This window comes from Methylobacterium sp. E-046 (assembly GCF_022829625.1).
In the GTDB taxonomy this organism is placed as follows: domain Bacteria; phylum Pseudomonadota; class Alphaproteobacteria; order Rhizobiales; family Beijerinckiaceae; genus Methylobacterium; species Methylobacterium longum.
Genome location: NZ_JAKSYP010000251.1, coordinates 1 through 14,682, shown reverse-complemented (window position 1 = coordinate 14,682; position 14,682 = coordinate 1). Strand labels below are relative to the sequence as shown.

Annotated in this window: 23 protein-coding genes; 7 read left to right on the top strand and 16 right to left on the bottom strand. The window is 65.0% G+C overall.

All coding sequences use genetic code 11. From position 1 onward, the window contains the following. Positions 1-9 precede the first annotated feature (9 nt). From MKK82_RS26815 to MKK82_RS26745, 15 genes are all read right to left on the bottom strand, one after another. A complete protein-coding gene (locus MKK82_RS26815; RefSeq protein WP_243987474.1) occupies positions 10-870 on the bottom strand; it encodes an SPFH domain-containing protein in 861 nt (286 codons plus the stop codon). Between the two features lie 501 nt (positions 871-1,371). Then, positions 1,372-1,836, bottom strand: a complete 465-nt coding sequence (locus tag MKK82_RS26810; RefSeq protein WP_243987377.1) for a MucR family transcriptional regulator — start codon at positions 1,834-1,836, stop codon at positions 1,372-1,374. Positions 1,837-2,176: 340 nt separating this feature from the next. Beyond that, a complete protein-coding gene (locus MKK82_RS26805; protein ID WP_243987376.1) occupies positions 2,177-2,785 on the bottom strand; it encodes a hypothetical protein in 609 nt (202 codons plus the stop codon). A 46-nt stretch (positions 2,786-2,831) separates the two neighbouring features. Further along, positions 2,832-3,818, bottom strand: coding sequence for a helix-turn-helix domain-containing protein (locus MKK82_RS26800; protein ID WP_243987375.1), 987 nt, complete (start codon positions 3,816-3,818; stop codon positions 2,832-2,834). A 411-nt stretch (positions 3,819-4,229) separates the two neighbouring features. Beyond that, entirely contained in the window at positions 4,230-4,625 is a 396-nt protein-coding gene (locus MKK82_RS26795; protein ID WP_243987374.1) for a hypothetical protein, read from the bottom strand. 123 nt (positions 4,626-4,748) lie between these two features. Beyond that, on the bottom strand, positions 4,749-5,402 hold the full coding sequence (locus MKK82_RS26790) for a hypothetical protein (RefSeq protein WP_243987372.1): 654 nt from the start codon (positions 5,400-5,402) through the stop codon (positions 4,749-4,751). Further along, entirely contained in the window at positions 5,399-5,878 is a 480-nt protein-coding gene (locus tag MKK82_RS26785) for a hypothetical protein (RefSeq protein ID WP_243987370.1), read from the bottom strand. The genes MKK82_RS26790 and MKK82_RS26785 overlap by 4 nt, the downstream gene beginning before the upstream one ends. After that, positions 5,875-6,729 carry an MT-A70 family methyltransferase gene (locus MKK82_RS26780; RefSeq protein ID WP_243987368.1) on the bottom strand — a complete coding sequence of 285 codons (855 nt, stop codon included), beginning with the start codon at positions 6,727-6,729 and terminating at the stop codon, positions 5,875-5,877. The genes MKK82_RS26785 and MKK82_RS26780 overlap by 4 nt, the downstream gene beginning before the upstream one ends. Positions 6,730-6,794: 65 nt before the next feature. Continuing rightward, on the bottom strand, positions 6,795-7,022 hold the full coding sequence (locus tag MKK82_RS26775; RefSeq protein WP_243987366.1) for a hypothetical protein: 228 nt from the start codon (positions 7,020-7,022) through the stop codon (positions 6,795-6,797). Further along, a complete protein-coding gene (locus MKK82_RS26770; protein ID WP_243987364.1) occupies positions 7,022-7,222 on the bottom strand; it encodes a hypothetical protein in 201 nt (66 codons plus the stop codon). Before MKK82_RS26770 ends, MKK82_RS26775 begins: the two co-directional genes overlap by 1 nt. Before the next feature lie 4 nt (positions 7,223-7,226). Further along, complete coding sequence (locus MKK82_RS26765) at positions 7,227-8,114, bottom strand: TAXI family TRAP transporter solute-binding subunit (RefSeq protein ID WP_243987362.1); 888 nt, start codon at positions 8,112-8,114, stop codon at positions 7,227-7,229. Between the two features lie 9 nt (positions 8,115-8,123). Further along, complete coding sequence (locus MKK82_RS26760; RefSeq protein ID WP_243987360.1) at positions 8,124-8,669, bottom strand: hypothetical protein; 546 nt, start codon at positions 8,667-8,669, stop codon at positions 8,124-8,126. Between the two features lie 10 nt (positions 8,670-8,679). Then, on the bottom strand, positions 8,680-8,898 hold the full coding sequence (locus MKK82_RS26755; RefSeq protein WP_243987359.1) for a hypothetical protein: 219 nt from the start codon (positions 8,896-8,898) through the stop codon (positions 8,680-8,682). Continuing rightward, a complete protein-coding gene (locus tag MKK82_RS26750) occupies positions 8,895-9,131 on the bottom strand; it encodes a hypothetical protein (RefSeq protein ID WP_243987358.1) in 237 nt (78 codons plus the stop codon). The genes MKK82_RS26755 and MKK82_RS26750 overlap by 4 nt, the downstream gene beginning before the upstream one ends. 307 nt (positions 9,132-9,438) lie before the next feature. Further along, positions 9,439-9,621, bottom strand: coding sequence for a hypothetical protein (locus MKK82_RS26745; protein ID WP_243987357.1), 183 nt, complete (start codon positions 9,619-9,621; stop codon positions 9,439-9,441). 204 nt (positions 9,622-9,825) lie between these two features. Here MKK82_RS26745 and MKK82_RS26740 point away from each other — a divergent pair, with 204 nt between their 5' ends. Further along, positions 9,826-10,137: a hypothetical protein gene (locus MKK82_RS26740; RefSeq protein WP_243987356.1), complete on the top strand. Its 312-nt coding sequence runs from the start codon at positions 9,826-9,828 to the stop codon at positions 10,135-10,137. A gap of 33 nt (positions 10,138-10,170) precedes the next feature. Here the strand turns inward: MKK82_RS26740 and MKK82_RS26735 are convergent, their stop codons facing one another. Then, positions 10,171-10,443, bottom strand: a complete 273-nt coding sequence (locus MKK82_RS26735; RefSeq protein WP_243987355.1) for a hypothetical protein — start codon at positions 10,441-10,443, stop codon at positions 10,171-10,173. Between the two features lie 89 nt (positions 10,444-10,532). Here MKK82_RS26735 and MKK82_RS26730 point away from each other — a divergent pair, with 89 nt between their 5' ends. The 6 genes from MKK82_RS26730 to MKK82_RS26705 all read left to right on the top strand — a co-directional run bounded on the left by MKK82_RS26730 (position 10,533) and on the right by MKK82_RS26705 (position 14,337). After that, positions 10,533-11,303, top strand: a complete 771-nt coding sequence (locus MKK82_RS26730; protein ID WP_243987353.1) for a LexA family transcriptional regulator — start codon at positions 10,533-10,535, stop codon at positions 11,301-11,303. Next, positions 11,300-11,557, top strand: a complete 258-nt coding sequence (locus tag MKK82_RS26725) for a hypothetical protein (RefSeq protein ID WP_243987352.1) — start codon at positions 11,300-11,302, stop codon at positions 11,555-11,557. The genes MKK82_RS26730 and MKK82_RS26725 overlap by 4 nt, the downstream gene beginning before the upstream one ends. 52 nt (positions 11,558-11,609) lie before the next feature. After that, positions 11,610-11,888 (top strand): hypothetical protein, encoded by a 279-nt coding sequence (locus MKK82_RS26720; RefSeq protein ID WP_243987349.1) that lies wholly within the window; start codon positions 11,610-11,612, stop codon positions 11,886-11,888. A gap of 128 nt (positions 11,889-12,016) precedes the next feature. After that, positions 12,017-12,292 (top strand): hypothetical protein, encoded by a 276-nt coding sequence (locus MKK82_RS26715; RefSeq protein WP_243987347.1) that lies wholly within the window; start codon positions 12,017-12,019, stop codon positions 12,290-12,292. Continuing rightward, complete coding sequence (locus MKK82_RS26710; protein WP_243987345.1) at positions 12,289-12,477, top strand: hypothetical protein; 189 nt, start codon at positions 12,289-12,291, stop codon at positions 12,475-12,477. The genes MKK82_RS26715 and MKK82_RS26710 overlap by 4 nt, the downstream gene beginning before the upstream one ends. Positions 12,478-12,654: 177 nt before the next feature. Continuing rightward, a complete protein-coding gene (locus MKK82_RS26705; protein WP_243987343.1) occupies positions 12,655-14,337 on the top strand; it encodes an AIPR family protein in 1,683 nt (560 codons plus the stop codon). Positions 14,338-14,682 lie beyond the last annotated feature (345 nt).

Sequence of the window (14,682 nt, the reverse complement as noted above, 5' to 3'; positions counted from 1 at the left end):
CCCCCGCGGCTACTTTCCCACGTTCATCATCGGCAGCGCGCCACCCGGCACCATCGTGCTCGGCAGCTTACCGTCCCACCGCTCGGCCTGCGTCAACGCAACCAAGCCGGGGTTTGAGCCTAGCGCTTCGGCGCGGGCCCGGATCGCGCTGGCTTCCGCGTCGCCTCGCAGCTTGGTCGCGTCGGCTTCGGCCTGTGCGCGCTGGCGGATCGCGTTCGCCTCAGCGCCGGCCTTCGTGCCGACGATCTCGGCCTGGACCTTTTCGCGCAGCGCGTTCTGCTTGAGCCGGTCGACCTCGACAGAGGCCTGCATCCGCTGCTCGATCGAGCGCATGTACTCGGGGGAGAACTGGATATCCTCGATCTGCACGGCCTCGACCACGATCGGCGCGTTCATGCCGCCGATCGCCTCGTGGATGGAGCTGGCCATCTGTGCGTTGAGCCGCACTCGGTCCTGTACAGCCGTGACGGCGTCGAACTGACCGAAGACGTTCTTGGACTGCTCCAGCACCTTCGGCTCAACGATGCGATCCTCCAAGTTCGCCGTCGAGGTGAACCGGCTGTACACCTCGGACACCCGGTCGATCGGCACGTGGTAGAGCACGGACAGCTTCATCACCGCCGGCTGCTGGTCGCGCGAGTAGGCCTCCATCTTGTCGAACTCGACCCGATGGGACTCGACGCTGATCGACACGGCCGACTGCACAAACGGCAGCTTCCAGTGCAGGCCCGGGTCAGCCTCCCCCACCACGGCACCATTGGTGAGCAGTACGACGCGCTCGCGTTGGTCGACCGTGTAGAATGAGCCGCCGACTATGGAGAAGGCGACGATGCCTGCGACGCCGATGAGGCCGAGCCTGACGTAGTTCATCTTCCGCGCTCCCCCGCACCCCGGCTCGCGATCATTACGTTGTCGTTCGAGCTGTGTGCCCTTGGCCATCGTCTCCCCAATGCATCCGCATGACGCTGCCGTCAGCCTCTACTGTATAGCGCAGCGGACCGCCGCTCCTGTCGCCTGCGAGCGTCGAAGCCTTCCTACATCCTGGTCTCACGGCAGAAGCCTGTGTCGGGCAGACTTGAATTTGCGGCCTGGAAAGGCGGCATGGCTTGGGCAAGTTCGTGCGGGTCTTACCGTGTAGCGTAGATCAAGTCGTTGGGAATCGCCCAGAATGCGGCCTTGAACCAGTGCGCGACGTCGGCGCAGGTCCAAGGCTCACGAGCGAGCCGGGATCTTCCGATCGGGCGCGCATTGAACGCGATCGCGCGGCCCAAAGCGCAGCTCGGCGTTCCTAGCATGCCCTTATCAGCTTGGCCTTTGCTGGCGAGCCGGTGTGGGGTCGGCAGCGGTGAGGCTGCCGGCCAGGTATTTTGATTAGGCAGCCTTGCGACGTCCTCTGGTCTTAGCTTCAACCCTGCCACCTGGGCGGCCCAAGCCGATGGCTTTGGCGAGGGCGGAGCGCCGCTCGGCGTAGCTCGGAGCGACCATGGGGTAGTCGGACGGGAGTCCGTAGCGCTCGCGGTAGCTCTGCGGATCCAGGCCGTGCTTGGTCAGGTGGCGCTTCAGGGTCTGGTAGGACTTGCCGTCGACGAAGCTGATGATTCCGTCCGGCCGGATCGACTTGCGGATCTGAGCCGCGCTTGGCTTTTCAACCTCCTTGGCTGTTCCGGTTGACGCAGAAGCGCCGCCGGAGGTCAGGCCGGAGACCGCGCTATGCACGCTCCCGATGAGGCTCGGAAGCTCTGCCGCCGGGATGGGGTTATTCGAGACGTAAGCGGCAACGATCGCGCAGGCCAAGTCGGTAAAATTGGTCACCTGCCTCGGGGAATTTTCTGTCATTTTATTCTTACCTCGGTCCTAATACTATAGCGAATATGCTTAGCATAATTGGTACGTCAGTCGTTCGATGACGAAAACAAGGTCCTGCGACAGATAATCTCAATTTGTGTCGCGATTTCCGTTCGGCCTGCCGCAATACGCAGCGTACGGTGGCTGTTTGTAGCTTTCGATGGCCGGAGGCGGCCGTCACCTCCATCCGATTGTGACCCCGGAAGCGCTCAAACTTGCAATCACGCCGTCAACCGCGGCCGGCTCTGAACGTCGCTCACCGGGGTACTCGTCCCGTAGAGTTGCGAGCCGATGCGCAGCTCGGCGACGTCGGTGGTGTGCTGCACGCCTATCAGTGCACGCCGGCCTCCTCGTCGTCGGGCACGGGGACGCGCAGGCCGATCTGGCGGGCGAGCTCGTCGCTGATCGGGATGCGGCCCCACATGGCCTGGCCGCGGCCCTGCGCCTCGGCCTCTCGCCGGGCGCGCTCGCGGAAGCGCTCGTTGGCCAGCGCCATGGACGTTCGCTCGGCGGAGATCTCCTCCTCCGTCTGCTCGGTGATCACGGACTCGCCGCGCATGTCGGCCTTGACCGTCTCCCAGTGGGCGACGGCGTTGGCGCGGTCGTCGTCGGTGGCGCCGGTGTCGTAGAGCTCGGCCTCAAGGATGCGCTCGATCCGGGCGAGCTCCGTCTCTGTCGGCAGGAGGATAAACCGGCACTCGGCCACGATGTCGGCGCGGCCGGGGACGCCCTTGCCGTCCCACAGCGAGCGCCATCCCGGATTGCCGAAGGCATCCCGCGCTTTCTCCAGCGCCCAGATCGGGAGCGCCGCCTTGGCGATCGTCTCGCCGTAGATCGCGGCCTTCATGCGCATCTCGTCCTTGGACGCGCCGTATTCCCGCGAGCCGCCGAAGAGCAGCAGCAGGCTCCCCCGCACCTCATCGGCTGTCGCCGCGATCAAGCTGCGGCGCAGGATGTCTCGCCGCCCCTCCAGCCACCGGCGCTGCTCAGCATTCGGCGCCGAGCAGACCGGCAAGCGCTTCCGCCCGGAACCGAGCGGCGAGTCCTCCAGCCGGTTGTGGAACTGGCCCACGAAGACATCCATCTCTCGCGTCATCGATGACGGGGCCGAGATCGAGGCGGCTGTGACGATCGTCGTGGGCGTCATGGTCGGCTCCGTGCATGTCGACGAGGAGGGCGAGGGCGCCGTGGGTCGAGGCGCGTTGGGCGGGCGGGCGCGAGCGGGCGGCTTCGCGTCGGCGGCGCTCGGCAGCCTCGCGGAGCGCGGTCTTCAGGATCCCGTCGAAGGCCAGCGGCCAGTCAGTCTTCCGGGCGAGCGGGCGGTGCGCGTTGGCCTGAGACCACCGCCGCATGTCGTCGGCCTTCTCCCGGACGAAGCGGCGGTCGAATCCGGCCGTCTCCGCCGCCGCGTAGTGGCGCCCCTCCGGCTCGAAATCGTCAGGGCACAAAACAGCCTGAGGAGAGCGAGCCCCCTTGGGGGCCGTGGCCGCGTCAGCGGACGCGGGGGGGCTGGTGCCAGGTGAATCTCTCTTGGGGGATTCCCTCAGATATTCGTCTGGTCCTTCCCCTGGTCCTTCAAACGGAGTGGGCCCGGAATCTCGCGGTCGTGCGCCTGCCGTAGGATTCCGGTTGTCCGGCATCGACGTGCCGGCGGTGGCGTCCGCCCCCGGCGCGTCCTGCCCTGCGGCTCCGCGCTTCAGGCACAGGATCAGCCGATCCGAGGTGCGCGATCCGTCCCGCCGGAAGCGCTTCTCCCGGCGGAGGTAGCCCTCCTTTTCGAGCCATGTGAGCGCCATGCGCACGGCCCGCACGCTGTAGCGGGCGAAGCTCGCGATGCGCTCCTGAGAGGGGAAGCACACGCCCTGGCGGTCGCTGTCGATCGCAATGGCCAGCAGGGTGTTGGCGTGCACCGGGTTCCTGATGCCGGACTGACCTTGCGCCCAGCGGATGTTGGCGAAGGGCTTGGCGCTCACGACTGACCTCCGGGGGGGCAGTCGAATGCGGTCTCTGTTCTGTCGTGATAGGGTACTGATCTGCACATGCGGGCTGTCTTTCTGGGCAAAGCTTCACCGTCGCCTCGCGAGGCCATTTCAGGCCTCGGGCGTTGAGGGCCCTTCGCCGAAATCGCTGGGCAAGCGCGGCGTTGGGTCAGCAGTGGTGGAGAGCTCGCAGCGCGGGCCGGCCGCTCGATCCCGCCGAAGAAGACGGCTTTGGGGTCGAGCGGTACGGGCCTGCGGGTCGGGCGGGATGGCTCGGCCGGACCGGGCGGCAACAGTCCTAAAGCCGACGCTGTGGTCCCGATGCAGGGCGCGCGAGGATCTGAGAGGCCGGGCGCGGGGGGGCCGCGGGGCAAAGGCCAGAGCTGGAGGATCATGGTGGTGCCCTCAGACTGACGTGGTCGACGGGTTGGCGGCCGCCGGCGCCGACGGGATCGCCGGCGCGGCTGCCGCGAGCGCGGGATCGACGCCGGCGGCGGGGTTGGGCGCCACCGGCGCGGGCACGGCGCCGGCGCCGATGCGCGGTGTGCCGCCCGGGCCTTGATCAGGGCCGAGGAGGTTGAGGCGCCGCAGCGTGTCGCTCTGCCGGACGCCAGCCAGCGCCAGGCAGTCGATGATGCCGAGGTTGTTGATCCGGATCGCCTTCGAGGTCGGCGAGGCGTCACCCTCCAGGCGGTCGTTCTTTGCGCGGAGGTCCTGGGCGATCTGCGCCAGCAGCTCCTCGAGCTTCCAGCCGGCCGGGTTGTCGGCCGACATCAGCACCTTGGTGGTGGTCGTGCTCATCGATGACCTCGGTGGGGTTGCCGCGCGCACGCGGAGGGGCGGCCAGGCGAGGCCGGGAGGGGATTCAGAGTCCGAGTCTGGTGGGAGTCGGGGCCGCTCCGCGGCCTGCTCCCGGGCGCCACGCTAGGCGTCCGGTCCGGGCGACGCCGGGGGCGTCGGCGGTAAGTCGGTCGGTCGTAGTTCGACCGAGGCACGCCGCGTGGGCCTCGCGAGGACCTGGTCCTGCAGGATGTGGAGACCGCGGCGAAACTCGCCGACCTCGTCCGGGTGATCCTGCGGCAAGCGGAGGAACGCGGACCACGCGGCCGTGAGACCCTCCAGGGCGGCCACTTCGTCGGCGATCAGTCCGGTCCGCTGGGCCCAGTCCCGCATCGAACCGCAGCCGATGGCGTAGACGGCCGCCATGTAAGCGACACTGGCGTAGTCTGCGAGGCGGCGCGGAGCGTCCGTGGCCGGATCCAGCACTGTCCCATCGCGCAACAGGACGACGAGGTGCGAGCCCATGCCGTGCCCGGCGTCGACGGAGCACAGGTGCACGTCGGCCCACGGCGAGAGCGGCCAGACCTCACGCTCCACGCGGGCGAGGTGGTCGATCCGGTGGAGGTGCCGGACCGCAAAGCCGTGCCGCGCGAGGTACTCCTGCCAGACGTCGCGGGTGAAGCCGCGCCCGGGAGGGCCGAAGGACGCCCGCGCCTTTGCGTAGCTGACACCCTGGATCATGGCGCAGCAGGCGACGGCGCATCCGAAGGCTTCCTCCTGGCGGACGTGCGCGATCACGGCGCGTCCTCCCGTGGCGGAGATGGACTGGCGGCCATCAGGCGTGCGGATTCGCGGGCGATCAGCTCGGCGTAGAGCCGGCGGCGCATCGGGGCGCCGAACGAGCGATAGGCCGCGATCTCGGGCGGGAAGACGACCACCAGGGCGGTGATCATGCGGGCCTCAGCAGCCTGCCGCGCGAGGATACTGGCGGGATCCGAATCGACGCTGGTCGCGAGCTCGGTGAGCTCAGGCGGCGTGTCGGGATTGAGGGGATGGGCGCGTTCGATCGCGGCGCCGATTCCGGGGATACCGGCGCCGCGCACGTGCTCCGCCATCCGCCCGAGTGTCGCCGACGCCCGGTCCTCTGCGCCCACGCTTAACGACAGCATCCGAGCTCGGCGCATGGCCGATGTGGGCGTGACCCCGGCGACCCCGGCGAGCGAGGCGCTGGCGAAGAGGCCGATGAGGCTCCGGCGATGCGGATTCGTGCTCATTCCGCGGCCTCGCTCATTGATGGCGGGGCGGCGTACAGATTTGCGAAGTCCGGCCGGGCGAGGCGCTGAAAGGCCTCGCCGTAGGGCGGGTAGCTGCAGGCGCGCACCAGGTCGTAGAAGCCCTCCGGCTTCTCGCTGTTGGCGCCCACCGGCCAGTCGTGGTCCGTCCGGGTGGAGCGGCCGGCCGAACGGGTCTTGAGATCTCCACGCACGGCGAAGATCACGTGCTCGGTCGTGTTCCGGAAGTAGCGGCCGAGGCCCAAGCGAGGCTTCGTCCACGTGTGAATCGTCTTGTGCTGGAAGCCCCAGCACTTGAGCAGATCCGCCGCCAGCAGGGCAGTGTTGTTGGTCACCCACAAGTAGAGGTGACAGTTGTCTTCCGACCAATCTGGGACGGGTAGCGCCTGAACCTGTGCGAGGGACATCAGGGCGTAATCGTGCCCGGCAGAATCGGAGATGTTGTCTTCGTTCCACGGGGGATCGAGCACGAGCGTCCGGAAGCGCCCCTCGACAGGCATGAGGTCGAACACGCGCGCCTCGTCCCGGAACCGCTTCAGCTTCGTGAAGGGACCGTCGATCTTGCCGGTCCGGTCCATCTCTTCGCGCAGCGGGCCGAAGCGGTCCGGGTCAGCCTCGGCCGCCTCGACGATCAGCCGGATCTTCCGGAGCTGCTCGCGGGAGATCCCGACCTTCCGTGCGACTGCCTGCAGGGCCGTGGAAGGTAGACAAACTTTGTCACCCTTGCCGGCGGCCGACATGCGCTGCCGCGCGCATTCCCGTGCGCGATCCAGCAGGGGCCGAGTCATCAGCTCGACCTCGCTCCAGGGCAGCTCTTTAGAACCCGGACGCATGAAGCTCGCCTGGAGTGGACTTGGACTACGAGTGGGGGTGGCGCGCGGTATGGCGCGCCGGGACGTCATGCTGACGATGAGCCCTGCGCGGCCGCACGGGCGATCGCCTGCCGCACGAGCTCGCAGCCCTGTGCGATCAGCCGCTCGCCCTCGGCGAGGTCGGCAGCCCCTGCGATTCCGCTCAGCTCGCCCAAGAGGGCGATGTTCTGAGTCAGCTCGGCTTCACGACTGCCGAGCATGGCCAACAGCCTGGGCGCCAGTTCCGCGAGCTTGTCCGGGGTCAGGGCAGCCATCAGGCGCATCCCCGCTTCAGCGGCACGCGCAACGCCCGCTCCTCAAGCTGCCCTTCACGGCGCGCCGCCCAGCGAAGGGCGACGATCAGCGCTAGGTCGACCGGCACGGTGAACAGCGCGGCGAAGCTCGGATGCACCATGATCGCGGTCACCACGACCACGGCGATCAGGAGCCAGAACGAGGGGGAGCGGGCGGCCACCGGGTCAATCCTGCGGCTGCGCAATGGCCTGGATCTGCGGCTTGGCGGCCGTGAAGGCGCGCAGCAGACCGTCGTAGGCGCGCTCGTTGGCGTTCACCCACGGGATCGCGGTGACGAACAGGGCGTCGACCGCGATGGTGTCGAGCGCCTTGGTGCCGAACACGAGGCCGCCGGGCTGGATGCGCGGGTACGTGCCGGCCGGGATCGCGCCGTAGCCGTAGACGGGCTGGCCGCGGGCGTCCTTGGCCGAGCCGACCATCTCGCGGTCGTCGGAGCGCACCAGCACCACGCGGTCGCCCTGTGCCTGCGCATCGTTCTTGATGAAGGACGCGTTCAGGGCTCCGACCCAGAGCGCACACTGCACCTGGCTGCCGTCGGCGGCGGCCGACAGCGCGCGCACGCCGGAGCGGATGTCGAGGTTCACCGGGCCGAAGCGCTTCTTGTCGGCCAGCACGAAGGCGTCCCAGGTGGTGCGGCCGCCCGAGCCATCCGGGCCCACCGCCACAGTGTTGGCCTTGCCCAGATCCGTGATGCGGCTGACCCCGGCCTGCCGGTTGCACAGGAGGTGGACCTGCTCCTGGTAGAGCACGCCGGCCCGCTCGATCGTGGAGAGCGCGGCCGCGTTCTTCGACGAGTAGACCAACAGGGCGTCGGACTGGACGAAGGCGCCGTCGCACTGCCCGGCGGTGAGCTTGTCCAGGTTGTCGAGTGAGCCCTGCGTTGGGACGACGTCGAGCTTCAGGCTGCCGGCCTTGCTCTTCAGGATGTGGCCGGCGCGGAAGTAGTTGCCAGATTCCGAGCCGGTGCACAGGCGGAAGGTCGGGGGCTCGGCCGCGAGGGCGGACGAGCTGGCGGAGAGGACGAGGGCGAGGGCGGCGAGCGGGGCGCGCATGGACGGGTCTCAGGCGTGGGAGGGCTGGGCTTCGGAGGCGGTGTCCGGCTTCACATCACCGGCTAGGTCGGCGGGCTCGTCGTCGGCCGCCCGCTCTGGAGCGTCGGGCGCGGCGGGGCCGAGGCCGAGGTCGAGGCCGCGATCGGGAGCGCCGAACGTGCCTACTGCGGCGATCGCCGTCTCGCCCCACCAGCCCTCTGTCAGGCACCCGTCGCCGGTGCGGTAGCGGACGAGGTAGCTGCGCGAGCTCTCGGCGTATTCAGCTCGGCCGATGACGGTGCCGTGCTCGTCGCTGCCGACGAGGCCGACCGCTTGGCCCAGCCCGAAGCCGAAGACGCTCACGAGGTTGGCGTGGCCGTCGCTGACAGCGCCCGCCGCGGTCTCCGCGACGACGATCGACGCGCCGTCGTGCGGATGGAAGTACCGGCTCTCACCGGCCTTCACGGTATCGGTCCAGGCGGCCCGAACCCGGCCCCCAGCCTGGCGCTCGACGCTCGTCACCTCGGCAGACCAGGCGACGTCTTTCGGGACGTCGACGTACACGGTGATGGTCACGGACTGCTCCTCAAGCTCCAGGCGGCGGGTGAAGGTCGTCGTGCTGGCCGCGGGACCAGAGGCGCCACAGCCACTCGCGCGGGCGCCAGATGCTCTCCGGCATCGCCGGGTCAGCGCAGTCGGCCGCCACGGCGATCACCTCGGTCAGCCAGAGCGGACCGCGCTGGATCGCGCGCAGGAGCGCGGCGAGGCCGATGTGCAGCAGGGTGAGATAGCCGCCGCTCTTCATCGGCCGCCCCCGTCGAGGCGGGCGCGCAGGTCGGCGATCTCCCGCTCCAGGCGCTCGCGTTCCTGCTGGCGGGCGGCGGCCACGAGCCAGGCCGGCGGGCTCTCAAGCGCTGCGCACAGCACCTCGGCGTCGTAGGCACCGATCAGCTTGCCGAGGGCCCAGAGGCTCGGCGCCGAGCCCCGGTCGAGCCAGCGCTGAACGGTCGCGACCGGCAGGCCGGTACCTGCGGCCACGTTGTCAGCTGTCTTGATCGGGTATTTATTGCGTAGGAAGTTCGAAAATCGATCTGCAACAACTGTTCGATCTTCGCACGCACCTGTTCGGCCATCCGCCACAACTGTGGTGGAGTTCCTGGGCGACTGTTTCATCGCTTTCCTCGATGCTGTTGGCATCGAGGTGGATCGGCCGAGAGGTCCGGTCGGGAAGAGCGAGGCGGTCATCGATCGGACCTCGCCAGGAGGTCGACGGAACCATGCAGACGGTCACGCGCCAGAGCTTCCAGGCTGTCGGGCGCGTGAGGGATGGCGGGGGCGGTCCGCGTCATGCGAGCCGCCCCGTCGCTATGGTGGCGAGGGCGATCGCGCCAGCGGCCGCGCAGGCGCTGAAGAAGACATGGCGCACGACGTCGCTCGGCAGACCGCCGTCGAGATCCTTCAGGGCTTCGACGATGCCGCCGAGGGCCGCGGCTCCCAAAGCGATCGCGGGTATGAGCAGAAGCACCATTCAGGCGCCTCCCAAAGGGGCCGGAGCCCGAAGGCCCCGGCCAAGTCTTGGGAGGAAACGCCCACTGCGGGCGGGGGAACGGCTTGCACGGTCCGTGCCGGCCGAAGGACGTGCACAGGCACGGACGGGACACCGGGCGTGGCGCTCGACAGTCCCGTCCGGCCCCCTACCATCGGAAGTGCGAAGACCGATGGAGCTTGAGATATGTCCGACGAAGCTACGCCGATCATCAGCATGCTCTCTGCTGAGATGGTTGAAGTCCGTGCGCCCGATGTCGGTGCGAAGATCCGGTTCGGCCTCTGGTGGGAGAGCCTGGACGCGTACTGCGAGATCGCGGTCCGGGTCCGCAGCCAGTCCGTTGAGGAGGCCATCCCACTGGCGAAGGAGGAGCTGCATCGGATCACAGCCCTCCTGGCGAAGTCAGATGGAGCGGCAGATCCAGCAGCGCGCGCAGCCGAGCCGCCGGCGCCGTTCTTCCGTGCTTGGCCACAGCCAGGCTCGGGTGAGGCGTCGTAGCGTCGAGTTCGTTGGAGTTCCGGTCGGAGCGCATCAGGCGGCCGCTCCCTCGGTAGGGACGGCGGGAGCGGTGGACTTCGGCGGCCGAGGGACCGGATCTGGCCACTTGGCTTTCTCTTCGGGCCAATGGTCAGAGAACCACTGCATCGCCAGCTCAAGGCGGCGGGTGGTGAGATCGCGACCATCGGCGAGCCGTGTCAGGACCTTCCCGTCGCCGAAGACGAGAGTTGAGGTTCGCGCGGCGCTGATGCCGCGCGCTTCGCAGAACCTTGCAGAGACAGCCAGCAGGGCGTCGAGAAGCGTCATGTCGAGTCGGACGATGCTGTATGTTTACCGCACGAGTCAACGGTAAATATACAGCTCCGCGTCGCCGTTCCATGCGGTTAAAATACCGCGTGACCCAGGCCAGCTTATCTCAGCGCGTGCAGCAGCGCCTCGATGCCCTCGGAATGAGCGCTCGCAAAGCGTCTCTCGATGCGGGGCTCAGCAGCGCGTTTGCCCTAAATATCCTCAACGGGAAGTCGCAGTCGCCGCGGTCGGAGAACCTGCATAAGCTCGCCGCTGTCTTGGGTACGACCGTTGACTGGCTGGTTAGCGCCCAGGGCCCCGAAAGCCTCGAGACGAATGGTCACGCTCGGGCCGATGATAGTCTTCAGCGAGCTATGGAAGAGACGGCGCAACGTGCCGGACAGCTGATGCCTGTACTCGGAGAGGTGGCTGCCGGCCGGTGGCTTGAAGTCGAACAGCACATTGACGAGTCGCGATATGAGCCGGCGCCAATCACGCCGGACCCGCGATGGCGTCTCGAGGCGCAGTACGGTCTCGTTGTGCGAGGGACATCGCTCAACAAATACGCCACCGACGGTGACACGCTCCACTGCCTCGACATCGGCCTAAGCGGTCGCCTTCCCGCAAATGGTGAGCTTGTCATCGTGGAGAAGATCCGAGATGGCGGTCAGCTGCGCGAGCGTACCGCGAAGGCCTACCACGAGGGCGAGAACCAGTTTGTCGAGCTGCGCGCCTACAGCGACGACCCGCGTTGGGACGAGCCGATCCACGTTCCGCACCGCGTCTTCAGTTACAATCTTGAGAAGGGGCTCAGCGTCGAGATCGTAGCCATCGTGCTCGGCGCTTATCGCCCGACGCCGAAAGTGCCGCGTCGATGACCGAGCCCGCCGCCTTCCGCCTCGATCAAGCCGAAGACGCTTTGCCGGAGCGCGAGGGCGACTTCCTCCTCCCGCTTTGCGCGGACAAACCGAACCTCATGTTGGGCCGGGAGATCGCCGTCCTCGTGTTCAACAATGAGCTCGGCCAGCGGGTTGGCGTGCCGATCCGACACCAGGCGATGTCGGACCTGCGCGAGCTGCTCACGGAAGCGCTCCGAATGCTGCAGGCGGGAGACGGGGAGGCTGTTCAGTAACGCGGCGTCGACCCGTCCTGGGCGCCCACAACAATAAACCGGAGGAAACACGATGATCCGCTATTTTACGGCCGCCCTCGCGATCCTTCTTGCCGCGGCTGGTGTCGGCGGCGCCATGGCTCAGGAGCCGAAGGCCAACCCCGACAAGCCCCCGGCCACCAACGACACCTCCAGTATGGCCGGTGACAAGGCGAAGAACGCCGAGAGCGCGCCACAAGCATCGGGGGCGAAGAGGCCTGACACGAAGGACACCGTGGACGTCTCGCCGGGCGTCGGTGCTGTCGAAGGTGCGGACGGCAAGCCGCCGCTGCCAGGCGGGGACCGCAAGTGACCGGCCCGGCGGCTCCGGGCACGCAAGCAGCCCGCGGAGGCGGTGGTTGCGTTGCGCACTGTCTTGCGGTGGCGTTTCTTAGTCTCTGCGCTACCAGCACCGCGCTCGCGCAGAGCCATGCCGAACAGGTGAACGTCTACGCCCGGGTGCTATCCGCCATCACCTTCGCGGAGCAGGCCTGTCCTGGCTTTCGAGCGAACACATCGCAGCTCGCCCTCATTCGCACGAAGGCGCACATCTCCGACGCCGACGATGGGACGATCGCGGACAAGATGCGGGACAACACCACCTCGACCACCTCTGCTTATTCGCGGGTCGGACAAAGCGCGTGGTGTGAGGAGACCTACCGACAGTTGGGACCGCGCGGAACGCTAGCAGCAGACGCGCTCGTGAAGAAGCCATGACCGAGTCCGCAATCTTCCGCCCTGACATTGCGTCCGAGGCTGACCTCGCCGTCCTGATCGTGACCACCGTGGAAGGACAGCGTGTCAGTGTGCCGTTCGGAGTGAATGCGTTCACGCATCTGCGGGGGATCGTGGAGGCAGGGCTGCGGGTGGTGAGGGCGCGGGATGGGGAAGAAGCACAGTGATAAGTATGATCGTACGCCGGCGCTATATCAGCGGACGCACGTTCGCTGTAGAGCGTCATCGCCATGCCTGGTCTACCGAAAAACCTCGAATTTTCTCGCTTAGAATTCGTGCGGCAACGGGTGCATTACCCATTGAGCAGATTGGGTTGTTCAAAGCGCGCAAGTCATGGGTCAGGTATGGCGATCGACGTTGACTATCCGCAGCTTCTCAGAAATTTCCAAGAACATATAGATCCGAAACGCTCGGAAAGTGCAGCGTTTCTGATTTGGTATCTTGAACAATATTACCGTCTTGATCCTGTCGACGCGGTCGATGCCGTTTGCGATCAAAGCGGTGATAAAGGCGTTGACGGCATATTCATCAATGATAACGATTTGACCATTACAATTTTTCAGTCAAAGATATCACACAAGACAAATACCGCAGTGGGCGACGCAGCGCTGCGGGATTTTCTAGGTACGCTCGAGCAGTTTTCGTCAGTAGAGGCTGCTACACACCTAATGAACACTGCCGGAAATGCTCAAGTGGCAAATCTTATACGGCATAGCGGCTTGCTCACAAAATTGGACTCCCACCAAATCCAGGGCGAATTCGTTACAAACATTGATATTGATAACAATGGCGCAGCATTCTTGCAGCACCACGGTGATAGAATTTCGTTTGTCGGCAAATCGAAATTGATTGGCAATTACATCTCTGATGAGAGGGATCTGCCACAACAAAAGCCCGCAATCTTTGATATATTTGGCATCAGGTATGCTGAACATATCGTGGACGGTGATCGGAAGGCCGTTATAGCGCCCATTAAAGCCCGTGAATTAGTACAGCTTGATGGCATAGAAGATCAGTCACTTTTTGCATATAACGTTCGTGGGCCGCTGGGTCGGACCAGTGTGAACAGAGATCTGGTCAAGAGCATCAACGATCAGCACCTTCATAAGATTTTCCCGCTCTTTCACAACGGAGTGACGGTGATTGCGAAACGCATCGACGTTGCTGATGATAAAATTAAGGTCTCGGATTATTATGTTGTCAATGGGTGTCAAAGCATAACTTCTCTCCATGGGCATCGAGACGTGGTAACGGATGATCTGAAGCTATTGACTAAATTCATCCAGATGGATCCGGCCTCTGAAGAAGCTAAAATGATTACAGAATTTTCTAATAATCAGAATGGCGTTCGGTCTCGTGATTTTAAATCAAACAGTCAAACTCAAATAAGACTTCGTACTGAATTCGTTCAGCACTATAAGGGTTTGTATAGCTACGAGATTAAGCGCGGCGAGACCGGTGGCCAAGGCGAGCCGATCTCTAACGAAGAGGCCGGTCTCTACCTGATGGCGTTCGATTATAGGGAGCCTTGGGGTACTTTTCGGAAGTACGAGGTATTCGAAGACAAGCACACTGCGCTGTTTGCGCGTCCAGAGGTAAGTGCAGACAGGATAGTTCTGCTCCGGGTTGTTGACGAGGAGATTGTGGAACAATTACCAAAACTCAAAGAGCAGTTGCTTGCGAAGTACAGTCTTACAAAGTATATGATAATGTATATCTTGAGGGAATTGTTTTCTGACGACAAAACTTTTGAGGAGATTTTGGCAAACGCGCCTGAGTACATGCGGAACGCCGTCCAGCGCCACAGATTTCGCAAAGTCATCAGCGGTTTTATAGGGAATATAATAATTGATATCAACATTGAAAGCGGCGATTTTGGTCCGGAGTTTGATTATAGAAGGGCGCTAAAAGACGCAGATTGGGTAAGAGGGCTTACGCGAAATATTAAGCGCGACTTTCAAAAGAGTATTCTACGCGAAAAGCAGGACACCTTCGAAGCGGAATGGAAGAGGAGCGCCCTAGCGTGATCGGCCCTCTGCCTACGTCAGCGCCGTCGGATGGAGCGAGGGTGCGCCAGAGTAGCGCTTCGGATCGCGCGGGCAGCCCGTATGGGCTGCCCGATGCGCGAAGGACTGACGCACTCCAGTCGTGAGCATGCCGTACAACATCACCGCACCATGGCAGTCCGGACACCGTTTCGGCGCCAACGCGTAGACGCCCTTGGCCTCCTCGATGTGATTAGGCGTGGAATAAGGACCCCGTTTTCGGGGTGATCGGCGTCCAAACGGGACCCCCAGGACAAGTCATCCACACTGCCTTCCGGCTCGAACGGGAGGCTTGCGCGGGATGTTGGTCGTGGAGACGGTCGCAAA

Bases quoted from the DNA above. Each gene is read 5' to 3' on its own strand.
- MKK82_RS26815 (WP_243987474.1), bottom strand. From the start codon at position 870: ATGAACTACGTCAGGCTCGGCCTCATCGGCGTCGCAGGCATCGTCGCC.
- MKK82_RS26810 (WP_243987377.1), bottom strand. From the start codon at position 1,836: ATGACAGAAAATTCCCCGAGGCAGGTGACCAATTTTACCGACTTGGCC.
- MKK82_RS26795 (WP_243987374.1), bottom strand. From the start codon at position 4,625: ATGAGCACGACCACCACCAAGGTGCTGATGTCGGCCGACAACCCGGCC.
- MKK82_RS26785 (WP_243987370.1), bottom strand. From the start codon at position 5,878: ATGAGCACGAATCCGCATCGCCGGAGCCTCATCGGCCTCTTCGCCAGC.
- MKK82_RS26780 (WP_243987368.1), bottom strand. From the start codon at position 6,729: ATGCGTCCGGGTTCTAAAGAGCTGCCCTGGAGCGAGGTCGAGCTGATG.
- MKK82_RS26775 (WP_243987366.1), bottom strand. From the start codon at position 7,022: ATGGCTGCCCTGACCCCGGACAAGCTCGCGGAACTGGCGCCCAGGCTG.
- MKK82_RS26765 (WP_243987362.1), bottom strand. From the start codon at position 8,114: ATGCGCGCCCCGCTCGCCGCCCTCGCCCTCGTCCTCTCCGCCAGCTCG.
- MKK82_RS26755 (WP_243987359.1), bottom strand. From the start codon at position 8,898: ATGAAGAGCGGCGGCTATCTCACCCTGCTGCACATCGGCCTCGCCGCG.
- MKK82_RS26745 (WP_243987357.1), bottom strand. From the start codon at position 9,621: ATGGTGCTTCTGCTCATACCCGCGATCGCTTTGGGAGCCGCGGCCCTC.
- MKK82_RS26740 (WP_243987356.1), top strand. From the start codon at position 9,826: ATGTCCGACGAAGCTACGCCGATCATCAGCATGCTCTCTGCTGAGATG.
- MKK82_RS26735 (WP_243987355.1), bottom strand. From the start codon at position 10,443: ATGACGCTTCTCGACGCCCTGCTGGCTGTCTCTGCAAGGTTCTGCGAA.
- MKK82_RS26725 (WP_243987352.1), top strand. From the start codon at position 11,300: ATGACCGAGCCCGCCGCCTTCCGCCTCGATCAAGCCGAAGACGCTTTG.
- MKK82_RS26720 (WP_243987349.1), top strand. From the start codon at position 11,610: ATGATCCGCTATTTTACGGCCGCCCTCGCGATCCTTCTTGCCGCGGCT.
- MKK82_RS26710 (WP_243987345.1), top strand. From the start codon at position 12,289: ATGACCGAGTCCGCAATCTTCCGCCCTGACATTGCGTCCGAGGCTGAC.
- MKK82_RS26705 (WP_243987343.1), top strand. From the start codon at position 12,655: ATGGCGATCGACGTTGACTATCCGCAGCTTCTCAGAAATTTCCAAGAA.